Below are 23506 nucleotides of genomic sequence, written 5' to 3'. Positions count from 1 at the left end.
GCGGGCCGTTCGGATAATGACGCTATCCGGTGTGCGGGCCGAATACAATAGCTGTCTGAGACAGATACGTAATCGTGCTGCCGAGCGGTGATCTCGCGCATCGTAGGATGAGGTCGGTCGGTATCGGGTCGGTGAGGAAGGGGTGGTGCATGCCCCCGCGCAAGACACCGACCCGCGGGGAGTCGCAGGCGCGCACGCGCGCGCTGATTCTGGATACGGCCGAGGAATTGTTCCTGGCCAAGGGGTTACACGCCACCAAGGTGGCCGAGATCGCGGCCGCGGCGGGGCGCACGGTCGGTTCGATCTACGCGAACTTCCCCAGCAAGGAAGCGCTGTGCCAGGCGGTGCTGGAACGCTTCTACGGGCGGGCGTTCGCCGAACTCACGGCGAGCGTACTGGCCTCGGACAAGGCGCTGAGCGCGAATCTGGATGTGCTGGACGCGTGGTGGCGCGCGCTGGGCTCGAACACCGAACTGACGTTGCTGGTGGCGGAGTTCATGCTGGTCGCGCACCGGCATCCGGAGCAGTTCGGGACCGTGCTCGGGACACTGACTTTCATCAATTCCGCGGCCAGCACGCTGCTGCTGGAACAGCTCGAGGTGCGGGACGCCGACGCCACGCGGCGGGTCGAGCAGGCGGTCACCGCCATTCTGAGCACCGGTATCGGGCTGGCGATCGGCCAGGCCTCGACGCTGGTGGACGCCGATGCCTCGGCCGCGATCCTGTCCGATACCGCGCGGTTCTGGGCCGCGCGGGCGGGTTTACCCGACGCCGAGTGAGACGCGGGCGGAGTCGCGGGGCAGGTCGGCATCGCGCAGGTAGCGGACGCCGGCCATGAGTGCGAGGGCGGCCGCGAGCATGATCACCAGCACGGCGATCGAGGTCCAGAACATGGTGTCGTAGAGGGCCAGATCGGCGCGGATGACGGCGCGGCGGGCATAGGTCATCGGGGCGATGTTCTCGAAGGGGCGGAACAACATCGGGGTGGTGCCGGCGGGGAAGACGCCGCCGAAGGCGAAGACCTGGAACATGTAGAAGGCGAAGGCGGCGATGGAGCCGGCCACCCGGCCGAACAGGACCACGAACAGCTGGGCGGTCACGGCCGCCACCACCGCGATCAGGGCGATGACCAGGGCCATGGCCGGCCATTGCCGCGGGGACCAGCCCAGGTAGCTGCCGTAGGCGGCGGCGCAGGCGGCCACGACGGCCACCGCACCGGTTCCGATCGCCGTGGCGCGCAGGATCGGGGTGGCGGCGCGCTGCCAGGGCGCGCGGCCGGTGGTGGTACCGCGTATGGGGCGCAACAACATCCAGAGCACGATGGCGGCCAGGAAGGTGCCCATCACGACGAGCAGGGGTCCCGCGCCGCGGGAGATCTCCTTGTGGCCGCGGTCGCCGTCGCGGACCACCTGGCTCGGTTGCTGATTGCGGATGTCCATGGTGATGGGCTGGGCGATGACGTCGGCGGAGGCCTCGGTGTCGGCGATGTGCGGTGCGGCGGCGGAACCGTCACGCAACCCGGTGCCGAGCTGGGCCGCGCCGTCGTCGAGCTGGGTGACGCCGTCGCGCAGTTCGTGACCGCCGGCGGCGAGCTGAGTCAGGCCGGCGGACAGTTCGGTCGCGCCGGTACCGAGTTCGACTGTGCCGTCGCGCAATTGGTTCGCGCCGTCGGCCAGCGCCAGGATGCCCACGCGGTAGTCGGCCTGGGGGTCGGTGAGCTGACGCGCCAGTTCCTTGGTGCCGTCGCGCAATTGGGTGAGCTGGCCGACCAGTGAGTTCGGGTCGGCGGTGCCCATCTGATCGACGAGGCTCCGCAACTGGGTGACGGCCTCGGCGACGGCCGGATCGGAGTTCCTGGCGAGCTGTTCCAGCAGCGGATCGAGCTGTCCCGCGAGCTTTCCCGCGGGTTCCAGGGCTTCCAGCAGCGGCGTCAGGATCTGATCGACACCGTCCCGGATCTGCGTCGCCCCCGAACCGAGTTGATCGGTGCCGGTTACCAGCTCGCGCCCGCCGTCGGCGAGTTGTGCTGCACCGGTGCGCAATTCCCCCGCGCCCGCCGCGAGCTGGACCCCGCCCGTAGCGGCCTCGTCGAGCCCGGCGGACAACTGCCGGGCCCCATCGGCCAGCTGCGTGGTCCCCTCCGCCAGCTGATTCGCGCCCTGCGACGCCTCCCCCAGCCCCGACCCCAGGCTGTTCACCCCCACCAGGATCTGTCCCGCGAACCCCTTGCCGATAGTGGCGGCGATCTTCCCCTGCGCCTCGGTCACCACGCTGTTGGCCACCGCCGGCCCCAATGTCCCGTTGAAGTCGTTGTACCACACCGCGATCCGAGCCCGCTGCGGCACCGGATCGGTCACGCTGAGCACATTCCGGGTGAAGTCCGCCGGAATCACCACCGAAAACGCGTACCGGCTCTCCCGCAGCCCCCGCACCGCCTCCGCGCTGCTGACCCGATGGAACTGCAGATCCCCACCGGACACCAGACTGTCCAGAATCTCGGCCCCCATGTTCTGCGCCTTGCCCTCGGAGATCGCCCCGAGGTCATCACTGGCCACCGCCACCGGAATCCGCTTCAAGTACAACTCCGGATCCCACATGATCCACATGTACACGGCCGAAACCAGCGTCGGCACCACCAGCACCAGCACCACGAACACCCGCGCGGCCCTGGACGCCGGGGCCTTCCGAAGCAATCCGCCGATACGACCACGAAGCGATGCCGAACTGTCTGCCACGGTGAACCCCGACCTGCGTAGTGCTGATTTCGGCACCAAGCTACCTGGTCGTTCGTCCAGTTAGTGCTAATTCGAAGGAAACTCGTTTCATTTCAATGCGGCTGGGCTCAGTGGCGGCGGATGCCGTGGCGTTGCAGGCCGGAGCGGACGGCGGTCGGGGTGGCGCCGAGGCGGTCGGCGATATCGGCGATGGGCTGGCCGCCGCGGTAGAGGAGGACGGCTTCGGCTATTTCGGCGTCGTCGAGTTGGCGGCCGAGGTAGGGGCGGGTGGATGTGGTGCGGCGCAGCGCGGCGCGAGGGCTGCCGGCCGTGACCAGTTCCCGGGCCGGGCGCAGCGCGTGGACTTCGGCGCGCAGGGCCGCCAGTTCGGCGAGAATCGCTGCGTTGGAGGCGGTTTCGGTGGCGGCTCCGCGCTCGTGCTGTTCGCGATGCTCGTCCTCGCGGACGTCTTCCGCGGCGCCGACCATGACGGCGAGGAACAGGTTCAGGACGACGAAGGTGGAGACCAGGATGTAGCCGAGGAAGAAGATCCAGGCGTACGGTTCGGCGTCCATGACCGTGCGGGCGATATCCGGCCAGGCTTCGCCGGTCATGACCTGGAAGAGCGTCCACATGGAAGTGCTGAGGCTGCCGAAGTATTCGGGGGTGACATCGCCGAACAGCTTGGTCGCCATCACCGCCGCGACGTACACCACCAGGGCGAGCAGGCCGAGGATGGAACCCATGCCGGGCAGCGCCGCGAGCAGGTTCGTCACCACCCGCCGCATACTCGGCGTAGCCGACACCAACCGCAGCACCCGCAGAATCCGGAACGCCCGCAGCACCGACAACCCACCCGACGCCGGCAACAGCGCCACCCCGATCACCGCGAAATCGAAGCAGTTCCACGGATCACGGAAGTAGTCCAGCCGATACGCGTACAGCTTCAGCACCATCTCCACCACGAAGATCACCAGCGCCGCCGCGTCCACGAACGAAATCACCCCGCCCGCAACCGACATCAGCGAATCCGACGTCTCTGCGCCGAGCGAAACCGCATTGACCAGAATCACCACGATGATGAACTTCTGAAACCGATTCGCGTCCACCAGTTCCCGGACCCGTTCACGCAGCAAAACAGAACCCTCCTGATTCAGCACCATGCAGTAGTCGATCACCGGCAGAGCGAGCGGAGCGAAAGTATCTGTGTTCCGGCCGGATTCTACGACCCCGGCCGCGGCGCTCACCAGACGGTGATGGTTCCCCAGCAGCCCTTGCCGGCGCTGCCGGACACGGTGGGGGTCATGAGTTCGAAGGGAATCGAGCCGCGGGGCTGGGGGGCTACTTCGGCGCGGGCGTGAGGGTTGAAGTAGGCGCTGGGGAGGATGATCCGGATTTTGAGGGAGGGGATCCGGAATTCGGATTGGTCGGTGAATTGGAAGCTGGTGTCGATGTCGACGTTGAAGGGGGTGTCGGCGGGGACGCTGAGTTCGGTGGTCGAGCAGTAACCGTTGTGGAAGCCGAGTTGCAGCGTCGGCACGTCCGCGTGGGCCGGTGGCGCGGCGAGGGCGGTCGCCGCGAGCAGGGCCGCGGGGGCGAGGGCGAGAATGCCCCGGTGTGTGCGCCTCATGGTCGATCCTTCCCGTTCCTGAACTCAGCGTTGCGTAAACGCTGACCAGCGGAGAAAGCCAGTCCTTTCCTCATCATTGCGCAGATGGCCGGGAATCGTCCATTAACCCCGGAATGGAGGCCCGGCAGGCGGAGCAGGCCGGGTTTCGCCGAAGCGGCCCAGCGTTCCGGGCCGAGCGGATTTACTCCGGTTTGTCCGATCTCCGCGGGGTACTGCCAGGACACAAGCCCTTCCAGTGGCAGCGTCAACGGCGACGCCCTGCTCAATGGCGAGTGGTAGCCACACGAAGGTGAGCTGAATTGTTGGGCCCGGCGACCCGGCTGGTCGGGCGCCCCGGCATCCGCAGCTCCGGCCGTTGCGGCGGCCGGAGCGGGCGGACGGTTACTCCGTCTCCCCGCCTACCTGGATGCCCACTACGCACATGTCGTCATCGGTATCGGCGCCGCCGCTGTCCAGCAGGGAATCGAGGCGGTCGTCCAGGGTGCCGGTGAACTCGGCCGACTCGGTCAGCAGTCGCCGGACGCAGTCGTCGAGACGGCGGTCGCGGCGCTCGATCAGGCCATCGGTGTACAGCAGGAGGACGTCGCCGGGCTCGAGCTGGATATCGCCTTCGACGTAGGGGGTTTCGGTCATCGCGCCCAGGATCATGCCGCCGAGGGCGGGGAGGGCCGAGGCCGCGCCGGAGCGGACGAGGACCGGCGGCAGGTGTCCGGCGCGCGCCCAGCGCAGGATCCGGGTTTCCGGGTCGTAGAGGCCGCACACGGCGGTCGCGAAGATGGTGTCGGCCGGGTGGCGGGCCACCAGATTCAGCCAGGCGAGCATGCGGCCCGGGCCGGCGCCGGTAACGGCCAGGCCGCGTAACGCGTTGCGCAACAGCACCATTCCGGTGGCGGCGGAGATGCCGTGGCCCGCGATGTCGCCGACCGAGACGAAGACCTGGCGTGAGGGCAGCACGAGTACGTCGAACCAGTCGCCGCCGACCAGGTGGTCCTGCTCGGCCGGGCGATAGCGCGCCGCCACCCGCAATTCCCGCGCCTCGATGGCGGGCTGCGCGGGCGGCATGATCGCCTCCTGCAATCGGCGGGCGAGCCGGCTCTGCTCGGCGGCGTGTTCCTCGGTGTGCGAGAGGCGATCCCGGGTCGCGGACAATGCCATCTCGGTCCAGTGCTGTGCCGAGGCGTCCTGGTAGGCGCCGCGAATGGCGAGGAGATTACCCGCCGGATCGAGCACCGGTTCGGCCACCACGCGGACGTGCCGGATCGCGCCGTCGGGCCGCAGCAGCCGGAGCGCGGCGGTGGCAGGACGCCGATAGCGCAGGATGGTTCGCAGAAACCGTTGCGCCGCTTGCGCATCCGACTCGTGGACGTGCATCGGCAGCAAAGCGAGCGGTATCGGGTCGGCGTTCGCCGCAAGCCCGAAGACCCCGAAAAGCTGGTTGCTCCAAGTGATCTCGCCGGTGGCGGCGTTCTCCTCGAACCCGCCGACCCCGCCCAGATGCTGTGCCTGCCGCAGCAATTCGGCCGATCGCGTCGATTCGTCCTGCACCCGGCACACCAGCAGCACGGCATCCCCGTGCCGGCTCATGCTCAAGGCGGCGGGCACCGGCAATTGCGACCGGCCGATCAACTCGGTCAGCCCCGCCGCATCGGCCCGATAGCTGGCACCGGTGGCGAAGACCGCTTCCATCCGCTCGAACAGCCGCCCCGGCCCGGCCGACATCGGATACATCTCGAGCAGGGACGAACCCACGATCAGCTGCCGCGAACGCCCCGCGGGATCGGCAAAAGACTTGTTGGCGTGGTGAATCCGGAAATCCACGACCCCGCCGTCCCCGTCGAGGATCGGCAGCAGCACCAGCACCGGATCGAAAAGATCCTCCGCCAGCCGCACCAGCCCGCCCAGCGCCACCTCATCCCGCTGCGGCGCGGTCAGCTCCGCGTCCAACGTATGCGCGCAAAGCTCCGCCAGCGCCTCCAACTGCCGCCGCACCCGCAACTCCGGCCGCTCGATCACCCGCCCCCAGCACACCTCGAGTACACCGAGCAGCTTGCCGCCCACCCGGATCGGCGCCACGAACCGGCTGCCGGACCGACCCGCGATCGGCAGCAGCCCCGACCCACCGACATCGGCAACGAACACCGAATCCCGTTGCGAAAGCACCTTTCCAGCGGACGCCGCCACCCCCGGTGGCAGATAGCGCCACCGCACAGCTTCCGCCTTGCCGATACCCGCATACCCGCACAACGACAACGATCCGTCGAACCCGGCAGACCAGATCACCACAGCCGTCGCACCCAACGGTCCCGCCGCATGCGAGAGAACCGATTCGGCAACCCGCCGACCATTCCCAGCCGCCAGTACCCCACTCTCGGCGGTACGCAACCGAACTGCGCTCGCAACCCGACGCGATGAATCCGCCCCCGGTCCGTCAGCAACGACAACCCCACCCTCGCCTTCGGCATCAACCGCAGCCGTATCACTTTCGCCGGCAGCCGCGCCCTTACCCAACACCATGCCTTCGATTGCGGCACCATCGACTTCAGGTGCTGCGGCGCCGTCGATTTCGGTGACGGCAGCGACGTCGGTCGCAGCCACTTCGACTGCGTCAGCGGCGGCCACGTCGATCGGTGCGGTGTCACCCGCTGCTGCTGCGGCGGCGTCGATGTCGGTGTCGGACAGGCGGTCTCGGGCGGTGTGGCCGATGAGGTCAGCTGCGAGTTCCAGGGGGGTTATGCCGGCTCGTTCGGAGAGGAGGGCGAGTTGGCGGGTGGCTTCGGCGGGGCCGCAGTGCAGGCGTTCTATGAGGACGCCTTTGGCCAGTTCGAGGAGGGCTCGGGTGTCGGCGGTGGCGTGCAGGCGGGCGATTTCGGTGCGGAGGCGGTCGACGGTGGCGGCGAGCCGGGCGAGGTCGGGAGGCGGGGGGCGGGTGTCCGCTGGATCGTGGGCGCTGTCCTGCGGGGTATCGGCCATCACACGCTCAGCCAGTGTTGTATGCAGCCGAGGAGGACGTCGGCGTCGACCGGTTTGGTGACGTAGTCGTTGGCGCCGGCGGCCAGGCTCTTGTCGCGGTCGCCGGGCATGGCCTTGGCGGTGACGGCGATGATCGGCAGATGGGCGTAGCGGGGGATGTCGCGGATGGTGGCGGTCGCGGTGTAGCCGTCCATTTCGGGCATCATGACGTCCATCAGCACCAGATCCACTTCGGGGTGAGCGACCAGTTTGTCGATACCCTCGCGGCCGTTCTCCGCATGCACCACGCCGATGCCGTGCAATTCCAGAATGCTGCTGAGCGCGAACAGATTCCGTGCGTCGTCATCGACGATCAGCACGGTGCGCCCGGCCAATTCACCGGCGGGCTGCTGCGGCGCGGGCGCTTCGGCCTGCTCGGCGCGCACCAGGGGCAGGACGTCGCCGGGCGCTTCGGCGGTGACGTGCAAGGCGATTCGCTCACGCAGTTCATCCAGGCTCGACAGCAATTCCAGCGGCCGGCGCACGGTGCGCTCCTGCAGCAGCCGCTCGTGTTCGCCGCCGAGGCGCCGGATGTGCGCCAGCACCGGGATACCGCCGCACGCCGGATCGGCGTCCAGGATGTCGAGAAAGCGCAGCGCATGATCGCCGGGCATGTCGAGCGCCAGCACCACGCAGTGGAACGCCTCGGCGTCCAGGGCCGCCGCGGCTTCCTGCACCCCGACCGCGCTGACGAGTTGCACGGGACCCCGGGGATCGTCGCGATCGGCCAGGTCCGCGACCGCGCTCTGCGCGACCAGCGACAGCAGCCCCTGCGGGCGGTCCTCCACCACCAGCAGTCGCCGTTGCTGTTGCGGCGCAGCGGAATCGCCGTCCGGCGCGGCGTCCGCCGCCGGCGCGGTCTCGCGTTCGGCGTGCGGGATCTCCACGAAATCCGGACGCGCGACGGGCAGATACAACGTGAAGGTACTGCCCTGATCGATCGCGCTCTCCGCGGTGATCGCGCCGCCGAGCAGATAGGCGATCTCCCGGCTGATCGACAGCCCGAGCCCGGTGCCGCCGTATTTGCGGCTGGTCGTCCCGTCCGCCTGCTGGAAGGCGCCGAAGATCGAATCGAGCTGATGCTCGGCGATACCGATGCCGGTGTCGACCACCCGGAACGCCACGGCGGGACCGTGCCGGCGCGCGGCGGGCGGCAGTTCCTGACTGTCGGCCGGGCCGATACGCAGTTCCACCGAACCGGATTCGGTGAATTTGACCGCGTTCGAGAGCAGATTGCGCAGCACCTGCCGCAGCCGCGAATCGTCGGTGAGCAGATCGGGCGGCAAACCCTCGGTGGTCACGATGCGGAAGCCGAGATTCTTCTGGGTGGTCAGCGGCCGGAAGGTGGCCTCGACATAGTCCAGCAGACGGCGCAGCGGCACCCGTTCCGGGGCGATATCCATCTTGCCCGCTTCGACCTTCGACAGATCCAGAATGTCGTTGATCAGTTGCAGCAGATCCGAACCCGCCGAATGGATGATCCCCGCGTACTCGACCTGCTTGGCGGTCAGATTCCGGCTCGGGTTCTGCGCCAGCAGCTGCGCCAGGATCAGCAGGCTGTTGAGCGGCGTGCGCAGTTCGTGGCTCATATTCGCCAGGAACTCCGACTTGTACTTGGAGGCCAGCGACAGCTCCTGCGCGCGCGTCTCCAATTCCTGTCGCGCCTGCTCGATTTCGAGGTTCTTGGCCTCGATATCGCGGTTCTGGCGGGCCAGCAGCGCGGCCTTCTCCTCCATTTCGGCATTGGAGCTCTGCAACTCCTCCTGCCGCACCTGCAATTCCTGTGAGCGGGCCTGCAATTCGGAGGTGAGACGCTGCGATTCCACCAGTAGTTCGTCGGTGCGCGCATTCGCGACGATGGTGTTGACGTTGACGCCGACGGTCTCCATCAACTGATCCAGGAAGTCGCGGTGAATACGCGTGAACCGATGCAGCGACGCCAGTTCGATGACGCCGAGCACCTGATCCTCGACCACGATAGGCAGCACCAGCAGATTCACCGGCGCGGTCCGGCCCAGCCCCGAGGAGATGGTGACGTAGTCGCCGGGCACATCGTCCACGGCGATGGTGCGGCGACTGCGCGCGGCCTGCCCCACCAGCGACTGCCCGAAGGTGAAACTCGGTGTGCTGCCCGGCTTTTCGGGACTGCCGTAGGATCCGAGCAGCCGCAGCTCCGGCGGATCGACGGTGTCGTCGGCCAGATAGAACGCACCGAACTGGGCCGATACCAGCGGCACCAGCTCATCCATGATCAGTTCCGCGACCACCCGCAGATCGCGCGGCCCCTGCATGAGCCCCGACACCCGCGCCAGATTCGTCTTGAGCCAGTCCTGATCCTGATTCGCCTTGGTGGTCTCGCGCAGCGACTCCACCATCGAATTGATGTTGTCCTTCAGGTCGGCCACCTCACCGGAGGCCTCCACGGTGATCGACCGCGTCAGATCGCCCTCGGCGACGGCGCTGGTCACCTCGGCGATGGCGCGCACCTGCCGGGTCAGGTTGCCCGCCAGCTCGTTCACGTTCTCGGTCAAGCGTTTCCACGTGCCCGACACGCCTTCGACCTCGGCCTGACCGCCCAGCCGACCCTCGGAGCCGACCTCGCGGGCCACGCGGGTGACCTCCGCGGCGAACGCCGACAGCTGATCGACCATGGTGTTGATGGTGGTCTTGAGCTCGAGGATCTCCCCGCGCGCATCCACGTCGATCTTGCTGGTCAGATCGCCCTGCGCCACCGCCGTGGTCACCTGCGCGATATTGCGCACCTGATTGGTCAGGTTGTTGGCCATCGAATTGACGTTGTCGGTCAGGTCCTTCCAGGTGCCGGCCACGTTCGGCACCCGCGCCTGACCGCCGAGCATGCCTTCGGTGCCGACCTCGCGGGCCACGCGGGTGACCTCGTCGGCGAAGGCGGAGAGGGTGTCGACCATCGTATTGATCACCCCGGCCAGCGCCGCGACCTCGCCCTTGGCCTCCACGGTGATCTTCTGGCCGAGATCGCCGCGCGCCACCGCGGTGGCGACCTGCGCGATCGAGCGAACCTGGTTGGTCAGGTTGAACGCCATCACATTGACGTTGTCGGTCAAGTCCTTCCAGGTGCCCGACGCCCCGCGCACGGTCGCCTGCCCGCCCAGATTGCCTTCGGTGCCGACCTCACGGGCCACGCGGGTGACCTCGTCGGCGAAGGAGGACAGCTGATCGACCATCGTATTGATGGTCTCCTTCAGCTCGAGAATCTCGCCGCGGGCGTCGACCCGGATCTTCTGGGTCAGATCGCCGTCGGCGACCGCGGTGGTGACCTGGGCGATCGATCGCACCTGCGCGGTGAGATTGTCGGCCATGACGTTCACCGATTCGGTGAGGTCCTTCCAGGTGCCCGAGACGCCCTTGACATCGGCCTGCCCGCCGAGCCGGCCCTCGGTGCCGACCTCGCGGGAAACGCGGGTCACTTCGTCGGCGAAGGAGGACAGTTGATCGACCATCGTATTGATGGTGTTCTTGAGCTCGAGGATCTCGCCGCGGGCATTGACATTGATCTTCTGGGTCAGATCGCCGCGCGCGACTGCGGTCGCGACCTGCGCGATCGATCGCACCTGGGCGGTGAGGTTGCCCGCCATGAAGTTCACCGAGTCGGTGAGATCCCGCCAGGTGCCCGAGACGCCCTTCACGTCGGCCTGCCCGCCGAGGATGCCCTCGGTGCCGACCTCGCGGGAAACGCGGGTCACTTCGTCGGCGAAGGACGACAGCTGATCGACCATCGTATTGATGGTGTTCTTGAGCTCCTGGATCTCGCCGCGGGCGGTGACGGTGATCTTCTGGCTCAGATCGCCGCGCGCGACCGCCGTGGTCACCTGGGCGATATTGCGGACCTGCGCGGTCAGATTGCCGGCCATGAAGTTCACCGAATCGGTGAGATCGCGCCAGACGCCGCCGACGCCCGGCACCTCGGCCTGGCCGCCGAGCTGGCCCTCGGAACCGACCTCGCGGGCCACCCGGGTGACCTCGGAGGTGAACAGCGACAGCTGGTCGACCATGCCGTTGAAGACGGTGGCGATCTCGCCGAGCAAACCGTCCGCGTCGGCCGGCAGCCGGGTGCCGAAATCGCCGTCGCGCACGGCGGTCAGACCGGCCAGCAGTTTTCGCAGCTCGACCTGGTCCGCAGGCGATCCGGCGTGCTGCGTTACGGGACGACTCGGCGTCGCCGCATCAGACATGGCACCTCACTCCGACCCCTCGGCACGCCGGACCCCGGTCCGGGCCGAGCTGGACCCAACCCGCCGGCGCGGTCGACCGAGCCTGTGGCGGGCGGTGAGGTGCTGGTTGGTCAACACCTGACCGTAAACGACTCTACGGGCCGCGCCCCCGCGGGCGCGAATCACTCCCCGCGCTGGTGAGCGGGTTGCGAAAAGCCTAGTCCAGCAGCCTGTTTCCGGATGGGTTTCGCCGGCTTTCGCACCCGGGGCGGCTCACCGGTGCCGCAGCGCCGGTTCGAGCGCGTCGAACAGCAGCACCACCTTGTCCAATTCGGTGATCTCGATGGGCCGGCGCACCTCCGGCGACACCACCACCCGCAGCCGCGCCGGGCTCACCTTCTCCACCAGCTCCAGCAGCACGCTCAGCCCCACCGATCCCATGAAATGCACCGCGGACAGATCGATCACCGGAATCTCGGCCGCCGCGACCACATCCGCGAGCGCGGCGCGCAACTCACCCACCGAGGTGATGTCGATCTCGCCGGCCGCCGACACCACGACGGTATCGCCCGCGTTATCGCGCGATACCGTCAGCAGCCGCGAAAATCCACTCTCGGTCAACACTCACTCCCTCGATCGAACCCGAGTCACCATCATCCCCCGTGACGGATTCGGTTGCGGCCAAAGCGTACGACCGTACCGTGGCCACGCCGGTCCCCGACGCGCCCATCCTCCCCGAATTCCAGCTCATCGGTCAGCGATTCCAGCAGCACCCGGCTCAAACCGTCGCCCCACAGCACGCCCCGGGTCCGGGTCAGCGCCGACATGCGCACTTCGACCCGGAATTCGTCATATCGGAGCGCACACGTCACCTCCGCGTCCGCGGCCGCCGACACCAGCAGGGCGGTGGCCACCTCGTCCACCGCGACCCGCACGTCGATCACCTCCGGCAGCGCGAAATCCGCGGTCAGCAAGGCCATCTCGACCATCGACCGCAATACCGGCAACATCTCCGCGTCCGCCGCGACCACCATCTCCACCGCGCCGCCTCGCACCGTCGTCCGCATCCCACTGCCCTCCTGCCGCCCGCACAAAAACCATTTCTGCTGACCGAGTAGCCACCGATCGGCGCGGCTAACAATCGCCCGGTCAGCACCGGTAGCGCCGCCACGTGCGGTTTCGCGCGCCGCACACCGGGCATCCGCACAGCACGAGTGATCCATGATCAGGAGGAGGAGCCATGCCCGGACTACTGGCCGGCAAGCGGGTGGTGATCGTCACCTCGAACACCGGCGTGGAGCGCGACGAACTGATCGTGCCCCGGGACCGGCTGCGCGAACGCGGGGCCCAGGTGCGGCACGCCGCCGTGAAAGGCGAACCGGTGCACACCTATCGGCACGATCTGGAACCCGCGGATGTCGTCGAACCCGACGGCGCGCTGGCCGATATCGATCCCACGGAGATCGATCTGCTGGTCATCCCCGGCGGCACCGTCAATGCCGACAAATTGCGCACCGACTCCTACGCACGCGCCCTGGTGCACGCCGTGACCAGCGCCGGGAATCCGATCGCCGCCATCTGTCACGGGCCCTGGCTGCTGGTCGAGACCGCGGTCGTCGCTGGCAGAACGCTCACCTCCTACCCGTCCCTGCGCACCGACATCGTCAATGCCGGCGCCGTCTGGGCCGACGAATCGGTCGTGCGGGACAGCTCGGACGGGTGGTCGCTGATCACTTCCCGTAATCCGGGCGATCTGCCCGACTTCGTCGATGCCATCACCGAGGAGCTGTCCGAACGTTAGCGGCCCCGTAATGCAAGGGAGACAACGATGTCCAGCCCGCGAATTCGATCCGCCACGTATTTCCTCGTCCTCGCCGCCGCGGCCGCCGTCGTCGCGGGCTGCGCCGACAGCACCGGGACCTCCGCGCCCGGTGATCCGCCGCCGATCGAGAGCCCGGAGGGGCCGACGGTGACCGCGGAATCCGCACAGCATCTGTGCGACATGCTCGCGCCGGACGTCGGCGACTGGCGGATGCAGGGGCCGACGGCGGGCAAGGTCGCTCTGAACGCCACGGTCGAGAATTGGGCGCTGCGCAACAACGGCGTCAATCTCGCGGTCGCGCGGAATCGGTCGGTGGTCGATCAGATCACCACGGCCATGTGTCCCGAGGTGCGCGCGGCGCTGCTCGATGTGCTGCAGGTTCCGGATCTGGCGTCCGGGCTGGTCGGCTTCTGAGTTCCCGTAGAAATGGAGCGCTCGCATTTGCGAGCGCTCCATTCCGGTTGCGGGTGAACGGGTTACGCCTTGTGCTGTGCCGACGAGCGCGCGGGATTGGATTGCTGAGCGGCCTTGGGATCCAGGGCGCTCTGCTTGGCCTGCACACCGGATTCGATCCGGTCGCCGAGTTCCTTGTCGACATTGCGCCAGTATTCGAAGGCGCGGGCCAGCACGGGCGGACTGACGCCATTGAGCAGATGGCCGACGATATTGTCCACCAGGCGGGCGCGGGCGGCATCGTCGAGGACATCGCGAACCATGGTGCGGGCCTGGCCCCAATCGTCGTCATCGGGGCGCATCGTGTATGCGGTGCGCACCATTTCGCCATCGGTGTGCCAGCCGATCACCGGGCCGGAGACCTCGGGGTCGGCGTGCGGGCCGCCCTTGGAATTCGGCACGTAGACGGGGTCGGAGATGTTCGTATAGCGCATCTGGCCGTCTTTGGAATACGAATGCACGGGCGCGGCATGGGGCGAATTGACCGGTAGGAGCTTGTAATTCGCGCCGATGCGATGGCGGTGCGCGTCCGGATAGGAGAACCACCGGCCCAGCAGCATCTTGTCGGGGCTGGGACCGGTGCCCGGCACCGCATTGCTGGGTTCGAAGGCCGCCTGCTCGATCTCGGTGTGGTAGTCGGTGGGATTGCGGTTGAGGGTCAGGCGTCCCACCTCGATGAGCGGATAGTCGCCGTGCGGCCACACCTTGGTCAGATCGAACGGGTTGAAGCGGTAGGTCTTGGCCTCGTCGAACGGCATGATCTGCATGTGCAGGGTCCAGCTCGGGAATTCACCGGCGGCGATGTGCTCGAACAGATCTCGCGTGTGATAGTCGGTGTCCATGGCGGCCATCTGGTCACCCTCGTCCTGGGTGAAGAACTCGATGCCCTGATCGGTCTTGAAGTGGTATTTCACCCAGAAACGCTCGCCCGCGGCGTTGTACCAGAGGTAGGTGTGGCTGGAGTACCCGTTCATATGCCGCCAGGTGCGCGGAATGCCGCGGTCCCCCATCAGCCAGGTCACCTGATGCGCCGATTCCGGTGACAGCGTCCAGAAGTCCCACTGCATATCGTGGTCGCGTAAGTTGTTGTCCGCGCGCCGTTTCTGCGATCGGATGAAGTCCTGGAACTTCATCGGATCCCGCACGAAGAACACCGGCGTGTTGTTGCCGACCATATCGAAATTGCCCTGCTCGGTATAGAACTTCAGGGCGAACCCGCGCGGATCGCGCCAGGTGTCCGGGCTGCCGCGCTCCCCCGCCACCGTCGAGAACCTGGCCAGCACCTCGGTCCGCTTTCCGGGCTGGAACACATCGGCGCGGGTGTAGGCGCTCACATCCCGGGTCACCTCGAAAATCCCGAACGCCCCGCCGCCCTTGGCGTGCGGTTGCCGCTCCGGGACCCGTTCCCGGTTGAACTGCGCCATCTTCTCGATCAGATACGCGTCGTGCAACAGAATCGGCCCATCGGGACCGACGGTCAGCGAATGTTCGTCACTGGGCACCGGAATCCCGGCGTCGTCTGTCGTATAGCCCTTTCGATCGGACATGTCTCTCCTCCACACGCTGGTGTGCGGTCTTTTCGATCACTACGACACATGCCCGTTTCAACGTCCTCGAAACAGGCCCGTGCCCGTGTCAATCGTGAGATCTCCGAACCAACGGTACCCGCCGCCGGCGGCGGGCCCCCCGAGGCGGCTGTGGTGCACGGCGTGGGCGGCTGTAGCGCAGCAACTCCATCAGGCGGTCCTCGGCCGCGCGGTAGCGCGAGAGATCGACCCGCAGCCGCCAGACGATCTCCGGATCACCGGCCTCGATGATCGTGGCCCGTTCCGGCAGCACCTGGCCCGCGATCCCGGCGTCGGTGAGCGCGAAAAGCACCCGGTACACCTGGGATTCGTGCAGATCGGCGAGCACGGCCCAGGCGTGCGCGCGCAACCCGTTGCTCAATCCGCGCGCCGGAATCCAGTGCGGGGCGACGCGGTGGCTCGCCCACGGATCCGGTATCTCTCTGGGCGCGGTCATACCGGCACCCTACTCCCGCTTTCGGCGCGGCGACGAGCGCGAAAACCCGTCAGGATCGCGGTCCGCCGCGCAGTTCGTCCCGCTCGGCCGTCAGCGCGGTATTGGCTTCCAGCAGTGCCGAATTCGTGCCTTCGAGCGCGGTGTTCGCATCGTGCAATTCGCTATTGCTCTCGCGCAGTGCGGCATTGTCGTCCTCGAGCTCGAGGATGCGGCCGATGGCCGCCAGGTTGACGCCCTGTTCGGCCAGTTCGCTGATCCGCCGCAGGCGGGCCAGATCGTGGCCGCTGTAGCGGCGGGTACCGCCGGAACTCCGCACCGGGGTGATGAGTCCGTGCTGTTCGTACAGACGCAGGGTCTGCACTCCGATACCGGCCAGCTCCGCGGCCACCGAGATGGCGTACACGGCGTGCGCCGGCCCGGGTAGATGGTCGTGGCGGTCAGAAACCATCATTCTCCTCACTTCCAGGCTCATAGATTACCTTGCCATCCGTGTTGTGTTCTTTTCCGACGACTGCTAGAAGTTATCTATGCCTGAGAGCATAGATTTTGCTAGTATCCGAGCCCATATTCCCTGAAACCGCCGACGACATCGAACACGGACATGAACGCTTCCTCACGTGAACTCCCGACCGCCGACGACCGCACCGCGCCCACACCGGAACTCGATGGCGCGGTCGCCGCGTCGAGCGGCCCCGCGACCGGAAGCTTCCGTTTCTGGTTCGCGACCAGGCGCTGGGAATGGTCGCCGGAGGTGTACCGCATGCACGGGTACGTGCCCGGCGAGGTCGAACCGACCACGGAACTGCTGCTCTCGCACAAGCATCCGGACGATCGCGAACACGTGGCCGAGGCCATCGCCCGCTCGATCGATCACGGCGAGCCGTTCTCCAGCCGCCACCGGTTCATCGACACCGGCGGCAGCGCGCATCAGGTGATGGTGGTCGCCGACCGGATCCTGGACCCCGCCGGCGGCGCCGTCGGCACCGCGGGCTTCTACATCGACCTGTCGGGCACGCTCACCGACGCCGAACGCACCACCGTCGACCAGCGCCTGCCCGAACTGGTGCGGGCGCGGGCGGTCATCGAACAGGCGAAGGGCGTGCTGATGCGCATGTACCGCATCAATGCCGACCAGGCGTTCAAGGTCCTCACCTGGCGGTCACAGGAGACCAACGTGAAATTGCGCGCCCTCGCCGAGCAATTGATCGCCGAACTACCGTCCCTGCCTCCCGCGCCCCCCAGCACCGTCGCGGCCTTCGACCACCTGCTGCTCACCATGCACGAACGGGTACCGCAGGAGAACCGATCGCCTCAAGGCAGATAAGGCGTCAGATACGGAATGGACTCGGTGACATGGGTGGCCGCGATACCGGCCCCGATACCGACGAAGTTCCAGCCTTCCGGCGTTCGGTCGAGCCTGCCCAGCACCACCGCGGTATGCGGTCCACCGGTGAGGGTGAACCGGCCCAGCTCGGCCATCGACTCCGCGTCCGTCACCCGGCAGTAAGCATTGGCGATTTCGGTGAACGGCGTTGCGGTGTAAGAGGTTACGACAACGAACACCGCCGTCACCGCCGGATCGATCAGCGTCAGGTCGGCCACGATCATCTCGTTGTCCCCGCGCCCCTCCCCCGTAAGATTGTCACCGGTATGGCGCACCGCGCCGTCCTGGGACACCAGATTGTCGTAGAAAACGACATCGACCAGCTGCCCACCGCTGAACAACAAGGCGGCGAGATTGACGTCGATCCGGTTCTCCACCGCCTCTACCGGATCCACCGCCGGCGCGACCGACTCCGGCGACGGGTCCCATCCCAGAGCCAGGGTGATGCAGGCGAACGGTGCGTCATCGGTATTGCGCGGTGAAACTGACACGGTTTCCTCTGATCGAATTCTCATCTCCCGGTTGGCATGCCCGTCCCCGCCGCGCTGAAACCGGCTCACGCCCACTGGAAGCACCGCAGCGCGGCCACATTCGAGATCACCCGATGCGGATGGCCGGCCCTGACGAGGATGCCCGGCCATCCGCACGGTCCACGGGTTCCGGCTAGCGGCCGAAGGAGCCCGTCCACAGGGTGTTCACGATGCCGCCGATCGCGGCGCCGAAGGTATTGAAGAGACCGCCCAGCGCGGCACTACCGGTGTCGAAGATGACTGGAATCAATTGACTGCCTTTCGATTTCGCTTGCATTGAATGGAACGGTCGTGCGATTGCCATGCTAGGTGCGGGTTTTCAAAATTACTAGCACTTCGCTAGTATGGCGATCGTCACAGCTAACTTCCAGTAACGCGGCGCGCATCGCGGTCGATACGGCGGCGACCGGATGTCGGGCAGATTCCGGTATGCGGCAAGATTTCCCGTATGGAGGAGTCGAACCGGCCGCGTCCACGAAAGAAGCGTGATCGCGCGCGCACCGAATCCGACCTGTTCGACGCGGTCGAACGGTTGCTCGAGCGCGACGGCGTGCTGGCCGGGCTGAACCTCAACGAGGTTGCGGCCGAGGCGAATGTCAATCGCGGGCAGATCTATCAGCTCTTCGGCAGCCGGCAGGAGTTGCTGCGCGCCGCACTCGCACAGCGGCTCTCGGGCCTGGCCGCCCAGTTCCCCGGCCACTGGGACGTGCCGTTCGCCGAACGCCGCCGCCGGCTGCTACAGGCCGCGCTGTCCGGCAAATGGATGGCGTTCATGGCCATGCTCGCCCTCGACGGCGACGAGCAGCTCTCGATCTTCGACCAGCCCGCCGAGATGGACGCGGCATTGCAGCGCGACAAGGCGTACGGGGCACTGCCGCCCGATGTCGACGCCGCGGCGCTGCATGTGCTGACCGCGGCCACCGTCGCCGGATACGTGATCTTCCGCGAGGTGGTCGCGCGCGATGTCGGACTTCCAGTGGCCGAACTGGACCAGCGGGTGAGCACCGCCTTCGACTACCTGCTCGACCGCATCACCTCCGGCGAGGAGTGAGCACGCCGCTCACGGACCGCCCGCGGCGGTGAAGAATCGCCACAGGGCCGGTGTCGTCAACGCGGCCGGGTATTCGTGCGCCATGCCGTGGAATACCCAGTGGTCCACGGAGATTCGAGGGCCGATCCGATAACGCGAGATCGTCCTGGAATACTCGCCGTCCACACCGGGCTGCTCCTCGACGGCGTCGGGAGCGGGCGGCAGCACGGCGTCGCGCAATCCCCCGAGGACATCGAGCCGGCCGCCGTCTGCCATGCGGTCGGCACTGCGCCACTCATCCGTCACGAGCCGCTGAATCCACGGCTGCGACAACGGATCCGCGTCGCCGGTGATCACGGCGACCGGCAGGCCGCGCACACCGCGCTCGAGCATGCGCGCGCCGGCGAAAGCGCCCAGCGAGTCGAGGCCGTCCACCGCCGGGAACCCAGCACTGACGCCCAGTGCCGCGAACCGCTCGGGGTAGGCCGCGCCGAGCACCGCTGTCATGGCGCCGCCGGCTGAATGACCGGCCAGATACACCCGATTCGGGTCGGCGTGCAGGTCCTCGACCGCCCGGGCGACCAGGCCGGCCAGCAGCGCAGCCTCGCCGTGACCGGACCAATGCTGCAGTGGATCGAACCAGTTCCAGCACTCGTCGGAGTTCGCGGAGCGCGGCTGCTGCGGGAAGATCACCGCGAACCCCTCGCGGTCGGCCAGCGCGGGAAATCCGGTCGCCGCGGCGGATTCGACGCGTTCGGCCGCGGTGGGATCGCCGCCTCGGAACCAGCAGCCGTGCAACCACACGACCACCGGACTGCCCGGTGCGAGATCGGCCGGGCGATAGGTCAGATACTGCCGGGCATCAGCGCCGCGGCCATAGGTATGCCAGCTCGATTCGGCGGGTTCCGCACGCACCGGCGGCCCCACAGCAACATGCACGGCGAGCGTCACCACAGCGGTGATGAGTGCGGGGGCCACTCGGCGAGCTATCCAGTTTCTCGGCGCAGCATCAGCATTTTCGCTGTTCATCGGTGTTCGTCTTCCATTAAGGACGACCCTCATCGAACCAGGCGGGCACATCAGGCAATATCTAGCAATCACGAATTACTATCATTGTGTTAGATGCTGCGCAAGCACCGCGACGGTGAATACTCGGACCTCGAACGCGGAGGATCGATGAACAGTCACCCAAAGGTCTGGACCAATTCCCGGCAGCTTTGGCACGGTCTAGACCGTGAAACTACCAAATGGAAATTTCCTGAATCCCTTGTCCATCACGCTGTTTGCCGCGCTACCGGCAGTCGCGTGCCTGTTCGGCGCCGCGCCCGCGTCCGCCGACGCGACCGTCAACAAGGTGGTGGTGATCGGGCTCGACGGCACCATGTACAAGAAGGTGCAGGAAGCGAAAGCGCCCAATCTGCTGAAGCTGGCCGCCGAGGGCACGCTCGGGCAGACCTCGATCGCGCCGCACACCACCATCTCCGGACCGTCCTGGGCCACCGTGCTCACCGGGGTGTGGGATACCAAGCACGGCATCTACGACAACAATGTCACCGCCGCTCCATTCGCCAAGTACCCCACCGCCTTCACCCAGTTGGAGAAGGCCAAGCCCGCCCTGAAGACCGAGTCCATCGCCTCCTGGCACACCATCGCCACCATCGCCGGATCCGGTGATCCGCACGCCGACGTGAATATCGGAACCCCCGCTCCCGCAGACGATCCCACCGAGCAGAAGCTCGACGCCGCCACCGCCGACGCCGGCGTCGCGGCCGTGACCGACGACGGAGCGGACTTCCTGTTCACTCACCTCGATCAGGTCGACGAGGCCGGGCACAGCCACGGCAGCTCCTCTGCCGAATACCTCGAGGCCGTCCGGCGCGTGGACGCCGAGGTCGGCAAGATCGTGGCCGCGGTCGACGCCCGCGCCAAGCTCAAACCCAACGAGAAGTGGAACATCATCGTGACCGCCGACCACGGGCACAAACCCGGCGGCGGCCACGGCGGTCAATCCGCCGAGGAGACGGCCAATTTCCTCATCGCCCGCGGCCCCGCGTTCAAGGCCGGCGTCAGCAACACCTCCGGCTCGCTGGTGGATGTCACCCCGACCGTGCTCGCGCTGCTCGGGGTCGAAAGCACCACCGCCTTCGACGGTAAATCCCTGATCGACGGCAGCGGCTCGACCTCCCCGAACACCGGCTCGTTCGGCATCGGACTGCCGAACACCGGCACCGGCACCGGGTCCATCAGCGCGGAGGAACTCGAAATCCCCAGGCGCGAGGGCTGATCCGCTTCCCGTATCGCGTTGCGTGATCGGGCATCGGCGCCCGATCACGTAACGCGAGATTCGGCGCGTCAACGCGTCGCGGACATGGCCCGTTCGAGCAGTTCCGACAGATCCGCGGTTCCGCCCGAGTCGACCCAGATCTCGGTCACGATATCGAAGCAGGCGAGGGTGGCCGCCACCATTGCCCGCGGTCGGGGGTCGGCAGGGTCGTCGGGATCGGCTCCGAGGCGGCGGGCGGTCTCGGGGGCGAGCAGGGTGATCCAGGCCTGGAGCTTGTCGTGGTTGCGGGCCCGGATCGCCGGGGTCCGGATGACCAGGGTGGCTTCGGCGAGCCCGCCGTCGGGCCGATCCGCGAACAGCGCGGGCAGTGCCGTCATCGCGTTTCGTAAAGCATCCCAGGCGTTTTCGCCATCGGGCCGCGACTCGAGCACGGCGCGAATGTGCGCGCCGAGCGCGTCGGTATGGAACAGGACCGTGTCTTCCTTGGTCGCGAAATACCGGAAGAAACTCGTGCGCGACATTCCGGCGGCCGCGGCGATCTGATCGGCGGTCGTTTCGGCGAAGCCCGATTCCTGGAACAGGCGCATGGCCACCGCGCTGACGTGCGCCTGCACCATCTGACGCTTGCGCGCGGCGAGGCCGGACGGGGCGGCTGGGTCGAGATTCGGAGGGACGGCCACATTCACTACTGTACTAAATCTCACAATTGGTACTGAGTACCACACGCGTGTTAGAGTCCCGGAAATCGAATTCGCCTTCCGTCCCGAATCCACGCCCGGGGCGTTCCGATACGCGCCGCCGGACCGTTGGGTGGTAGTCAGGAGCAGGTGATGGTGCCGATCTCGTTCGACATTTCACGAACAATGTTGTTGACCCTGGACTTTCAGCAAGCCCTGCTGGCGCGGCTACCCACCGCCGCCCTCACCAGCGCCGAACGGACCGTCGAAGCGGTGCGATGCGCTCGCGAGGCCGGATTGCGCGTAGGGCACGTCCGGCTGGCGTTCCGGCCGGGATATCCCGAGTTGGCGCACTGGAACCACGGATTCGGACACATTCTGGGCGAAGGTCTCATGGTGGAGGGTCACTCCGGCACCCGTATCCACCCCGCGCTCGGCCCGGAGCGCGGCGAGTTCGTCGTCACCAAGAGCCGACTGGGCGCATTCGACGCCACCGACCTCGGCCGGATCCTGCGGGCCGCCGACATCACCACCTTGATCCTGACCGGAGTCACCACCACCGGCACCGTCCTGGCCACCACCATCGCCGCCGCCGACCGCGACTACCGGGTACTGATCCTGAAAGACTGTGTCGCCGACCTGGATCCGCTGGCCAACCGAAGCCTGCTCGAAACCGTATTACCGCTGTACGCCGACATCATCGAACTCGACGACCTCATCACACACCTGTCCCACCGGCCCGAACCGTCCCCCGACCCCACCTGATCGGCAACGCCGAGCGTCAGCTCGGACATCGGTTCAGGGCAGAGTGACGGTAGCCTTCGCCGTCGGGGTGAAGTAGCCGTAGGTCGCACCGGCGCTGCCGGATGAATAGCTGCCGTCGATCGCGATATTTCCGCCGGCATTCGGGCCGTCCTTGATATCGAGATTGAGCGCGGAGTTCGACATCGGGCGGCCCAGCGCTACGCCTTCGAGGCGGCTGACCTGCCCGTCGGGCCAAGTCGCCCACCCCGTGACCGGACTCGGAGGTCCGAATGATCCGGTCCCTGCGGATCCGGTTCCGAAATTGTTGCCAACGCCCAAAGATAGCTGTACGGGCGGCTGACCCGCGAGCGACCCCGTGCAGTTGGACAGGGAACCCGAGGAGGTCCCGCCGGAGTCGGTGAACTGACTTGCGTCGCAGGAGACGTTCTCCTGAGCCGATGCAGGTGCACCGATCAGGAAGGGCAGCGTGACAAACGCACCCAACGCGGCTGTGCCGAGCTTCCACTGGATTCGCATGGCAGGAGCGTAACCCCGTTAGTAGCGAAACGTTAGCTAGAAAGTGCGAGGTAGCAGCGTGTGGAGCGTCACACCACAGTTGGATGAGGACCTCGCACGGACGTCAGCGTGCACTGCGAGAAGCCGGCGCGCCAGTCCCCTTCGCGGCGCCACTTCGTAGAGGCTGGAAGCCCTTCTCAGGCGAACTCGCCCGCGATTCAGCTGGATGGTTGTATCACTCAGAATCGTTGTGATGCAGAAGATTCCGCAGGCTACGGTAGGCCACGATCACTGGTTCGCACGCGTTCAACAGCGCGGCTACGGCCAGCGGGACGGCGCGGGCAGCCTGCAGGATGAGCACGATGGCACCGATAGCGGCTAGGGCGATACTGAGAAGCGACATGCCTCGAGGTTCAGGCAGGGGGCCGTTCAGTCGCATCCAGTCGATCGAGGCTGTAAAACTCCTTATAGGGCGGACCTCGCTGCGTAATCTCTGAATGG

Annotated in this window: 23 protein-coding genes; 8 read left to right on the top strand and 15 right to left on the bottom strand. The window is 67.0% G+C overall.

Going from position 1 to position 23506, the window contains the following annotated elements:
• Positions 1-149: 149 nt before the first annotated feature.
• On the top strand, positions 150-779 hold the full coding sequence (locus LTV02_RS04035; RefSeq protein ID WP_233038581.1) for a TetR/AcrR family transcriptional regulator: 630 nt from the start codon (positions 150-152) through the stop codon (positions 777-779).
• Here the strand turns inward: LTV02_RS04035 and LTV02_RS04030 are convergent.
• From LTV02_RS04030 to LTV02_RS03995, 7 genes are all read right to left on the bottom strand, one after another.
• Entirely contained in the window at positions 762-2693 is a 1932-nt protein-coding gene (locus tag LTV02_RS04030) for a YhgE/Pip domain-containing protein (protein WP_269821606.1), read from the bottom strand. The genes LTV02_RS04035 and LTV02_RS04030 overlap by 18 nt on opposite strands.
• 149 nt (positions 2694-2842) lie before the next feature.
• Positions 2843-3892: an ion transporter gene (locus LTV02_RS04020; RefSeq protein ID WP_233038580.1), complete on the bottom strand. Its 1050-nt coding sequence runs from the start codon at positions 3890-3892 to the stop codon at positions 2843-2845.
• Positions 3893-3957: 65 nt separating this feature from the next.
• Complete coding sequence (locus LTV02_RS04015; RefSeq protein ID WP_233038579.1) at positions 3958-4344, bottom strand: cupredoxin domain-containing protein; 387 nt, start codon at positions 4342-4344, stop codon at positions 3958-3960.
• Between the two features lie 381 nt (positions 4345-4725).
• Complete coding sequence (locus LTV02_RS04010; protein WP_233038578.1) at positions 4726-7314, bottom strand: SpoIIE family protein phosphatase; 2589 nt, start codon at positions 7312-7314, stop codon at positions 4726-4728.
• Complete coding sequence (locus tag LTV02_RS04005) at positions 7314-11564, bottom strand: HAMP domain-containing protein (protein ID WP_233038577.1); 4251 nt, start codon at positions 11562-11564, stop codon at positions 7314-7316. The genes LTV02_RS04010 and LTV02_RS04005 overlap by 1 nt, the downstream gene beginning before the upstream one ends.
• Before the next feature lie 252 nt (positions 11565-11816).
• Positions 11817-12164: an STAS domain-containing protein gene (locus LTV02_RS04000; protein ID WP_084534601.1), complete on the bottom strand. Its 348-nt coding sequence runs from the start codon at positions 12162-12164 to the stop codon at positions 11817-11819.
• 32 nt (positions 12165-12196) lie between these two features.
• Positions 12197-12610, bottom strand: a complete 414-nt coding sequence (locus LTV02_RS03995; protein ID WP_233038576.1) for a hypothetical protein — start codon at positions 12608-12610, stop codon at positions 12197-12199.
• Between the two features lie 173 nt (positions 12611-12783).
• Here LTV02_RS03995 and LTV02_RS03990 point away from each other — a divergent pair, with 173 nt between their 5' ends.
• Together LTV02_RS03990 and LTV02_RS03985 are read left to right on the top strand one after the other, a co-directional pair.
• A complete protein-coding gene (locus LTV02_RS03990) occupies positions 12784-13344 on the top strand; it encodes a type 1 glutamine amidotransferase domain-containing protein (protein WP_233038575.1) in 561 nt (186 codons plus the stop codon).
• A 27-nt stretch (positions 13345-13371) separates the two neighbouring features.
• Entirely contained in the window at positions 13372-13779 is a 408-nt protein-coding gene (locus LTV02_RS03985) for a hypothetical protein (protein WP_233038574.1), read from the top strand.
• Between the two features lie 62 nt (positions 13780-13841).
• On the opposite strand, the gene LTV02_RS03980 is transcribed toward LTV02_RS03985, so the two are convergent.
• From LTV02_RS03980 to LTV02_RS03970, 3 genes are all read right to left on the bottom strand, one after another.
• Positions 13842-15365: a catalase gene (locus LTV02_RS03980; RefSeq protein ID WP_067707225.1), complete on the bottom strand. Its 1524-nt coding sequence runs from the start codon at positions 15363-15365 to the stop codon at positions 13842-13844.
• Positions 15366-15453: 88 nt separating this feature from the next.
• Positions 15454-15840 (bottom strand): hypothetical protein, encoded by a 387-nt coding sequence (locus tag LTV02_RS03975; protein WP_233038573.1) that lies wholly within the window; start codon positions 15838-15840, stop codon positions 15454-15456.
• 49 nt (positions 15841-15889) lie between these two features.
• Positions 15890-16288: a MerR family transcriptional regulator gene (locus LTV02_RS03970; protein WP_067707864.1), complete on the bottom strand. Its 399-nt coding sequence runs from the start codon at positions 16286-16288 to the stop codon at positions 15890-15892.
• 153 nt (positions 16289-16441) lie between these two features.
• Between LTV02_RS03970 and LTV02_RS03965 the strand changes: the two genes are divergently transcribed.
• Positions 16442-17164, top strand: a complete 723-nt coding sequence (locus LTV02_RS03965) for a PAS and ANTAR domain-containing protein (RefSeq protein ID WP_233038572.1) — start codon at positions 16442-16444, stop codon at positions 17162-17164.
• On the opposite strand, the gene LTV02_RS03960 is transcribed toward LTV02_RS03965, so the two are convergent.
• Positions 17152-17790, bottom strand: a complete 639-nt coding sequence (locus LTV02_RS03960) for a TerD family protein (protein WP_233038571.1) — start codon at positions 17788-17790, stop codon at positions 17152-17154. The two genes, LTV02_RS03965 and LTV02_RS03960, sit on opposite strands and share 13 nt — an antisense overlap.
• 97 nt (positions 17791-17887) lie before the next feature.
• Positions 17888-18031, bottom strand: coding sequence for a hypothetical protein (locus tag LTV02_RS03955; protein ID WP_233038570.1), 144 nt, complete (start codon positions 18029-18031; stop codon positions 17888-17890).
• 171 nt (positions 18032-18202) lie between these two features.
• Here LTV02_RS03955 and LTV02_RS03950 point away from each other — a divergent pair, with 171 nt between their 5' ends.
• Positions 18203-18805, top strand: coding sequence for a TetR/AcrR family transcriptional regulator (locus tag LTV02_RS03950; RefSeq protein ID WP_233038569.1), 603 nt, complete (start codon positions 18203-18205; stop codon positions 18803-18805).
• A 9-nt stretch (positions 18806-18814) separates the two neighbouring features.
• On the opposite strand, the gene LTV02_RS03945 is transcribed toward LTV02_RS03950, so the two are convergent.
• Positions 18815-19762, bottom strand: a complete 948-nt coding sequence (locus tag LTV02_RS03945; RefSeq protein WP_233038568.1) for an extracellular catalytic domain type 1 short-chain-length polyhydroxyalkanoate depolymerase — start codon at positions 19760-19762, stop codon at positions 18815-18817.
• A 289-nt stretch (positions 19763-20051) separates the two neighbouring features.
• Between LTV02_RS03945 and LTV02_RS03940 the strand changes: the two genes are divergently transcribed.
• Positions 20052-21068, top strand: a complete 1017-nt coding sequence (locus LTV02_RS03940) for an alkaline phosphatase family protein (protein WP_233038566.1) — start codon at positions 20052-20054, stop codon at positions 21066-21068.
• A gap of 68 nt (positions 21069-21136) precedes the next feature.
• On the opposite strand, the gene LTV02_RS03935 is transcribed toward LTV02_RS03940, so the two are convergent.
• Positions 21137-21748 (bottom strand): TetR/AcrR family transcriptional regulator, encoded by a 612-nt coding sequence (locus LTV02_RS03935; RefSeq protein WP_233038564.1) that lies wholly within the window; start codon positions 21746-21748, stop codon positions 21137-21139.
• A 183-nt stretch (positions 21749-21931) separates the two neighbouring features.
• Here LTV02_RS03935 and LTV02_RS03930 point away from each other — a divergent pair, with 183 nt between their 5' ends.
• A complete protein-coding gene (locus tag LTV02_RS03930; protein WP_233038562.1) occupies positions 21932-22510 on the top strand; it encodes an isochorismatase family protein in 579 nt (192 codons plus the stop codon).
• A 33-nt stretch (positions 22511-22543) separates the two neighbouring features.
• Here the strand turns inward: LTV02_RS03930 and LTV02_RS03925 are convergent, their stop codons facing one another.
• On the bottom strand, positions 22544-23026 hold the full coding sequence (locus LTV02_RS03925) for a hypothetical protein (protein WP_233038560.1): 483 nt from the start codon (positions 23024-23026) through the stop codon (positions 22544-22546).
• Positions 23027-23258: 232 nt separating this feature from the next.
• Here LTV02_RS03925 and LTV02_RS39185 point away from each other — a divergent pair, with 232 nt between their 5' ends.
• Entirely contained in the window at positions 23259-23387 is a 129-nt protein-coding gene (locus LTV02_RS39185; RefSeq protein WP_269821605.1) for a hypothetical protein, read from the top strand.
• The last annotated feature ends 119 nt before the right edge of the window (positions 23388-23506 follow it).

Origin of the sequence: Nocardia yamanashiensis, assembly GCF_021183565.1 — a bacterium.
Taxonomy (GTDB): Bacteria; Actinomycetota; Actinomycetes; order Mycobacteriales; family Mycobacteriaceae; genus Nocardia; species Nocardia yamanashiensis.
Note: the sequence above shows the minus strand (reverse complement) of the source record. Positions and strands in the feature narration are given on the sequence as shown.

Coding starts and splice junctions, on each gene's coding strand:
- LTV02_RS03975 (WP_233038573.1), bottom strand. CDS start 15,840: ATGACCGCGCCCAGAGAGATACCGGATCCGTGGGCGAGCCACCGCGTC.
- LTV02_RS04010 (WP_233038578.1), bottom strand. CDS start 7,314: ATGGCCGATACCCCGCAGGACAGCGCCCACGATCCAGCGGACACCCGC.
- LTV02_RS03980 (WP_067707225.1), bottom strand. CDS start 15,365: ATGTCCGATCGAAAGGGCTATACGACAGACGACGCCGGGATTCCGGTG.
- LTV02_RS03995 (WP_233038576.1), bottom strand. CDS start 12,610: ATGCGGACGACGGTGCGAGGCGGCGCGGTGGAGATGGTGGTCGCGGCG.
- LTV02_RS03955 (WP_233038570.1), bottom strand. CDS start 18,031: ATGCAAGCGAAATCGAAAGGCAGTCAATTGATTCCAGTCATCTTCGAC.
- LTV02_RS04005 (WP_233038577.1), bottom strand. CDS start 11,564: ATGTCTGATGCGGCGACGCCGAGTCGTCCCGTAACGCAGCACGCCGGA.
- LTV02_RS04035 (WP_233038581.1), top strand. CDS start 150: ATGCCCCCGCGCAAGACACCGACCCGCGGGGAGTCGCAGGCGCGCACG.
- LTV02_RS03990 (WP_233038575.1), top strand. CDS start 12,784: ATGCCCGGACTACTGGCCGGCAAGCGGGTGGTGATCGTCACCTCGAAC.
- LTV02_RS03950 (WP_233038569.1), top strand. CDS start 18,203: ATGGAGGAGTCGAACCGGCCGCGTCCACGAAAGAAGCGTGATCGCGCG.
- LTV02_RS04015 (WP_233038579.1), bottom strand. CDS start 4,344: ATGAGGCGCACACACCGGGGCATTCTCGCCCTCGCCCCCGCGGCCCTG.
- LTV02_RS03930 (WP_233038562.1), top strand. CDS start 21,932: ATGTTGTTGACCCTGGACTTTCAGCAAGCCCTGCTGGCGCGGCTACCC.
- LTV02_RS03985 (WP_233038574.1), top strand. CDS start 13,372: ATGTCCAGCCCGCGAATTCGATCCGCCACGTATTTCCTCGTCCTCGCC.
- LTV02_RS03965 (WP_233038572.1), top strand. CDS start 16,442: ATGAACGCTTCCTCACGTGAACTCCCGACCGCCGACGACCGCACCGCG.
- LTV02_RS39185 (WP_269821605.1), top strand. CDS start 23,259: ATGCAGAAGATTCCGCAGGCTACGGTAGGCCACGATCACTGGTTCGCA.
- LTV02_RS03970 (WP_067707864.1), bottom strand. CDS start 16,288: ATGGTTTCTGACCGCCACGACCATCTACCCGGGCCGGCGCACGCCGTG.
- LTV02_RS03925 (WP_233038560.1), bottom strand. CDS start 23,026: ATGCGAATCCAGTGGAAGCTCGGCACAGCCGCGTTGGGTGCGTTTGTC.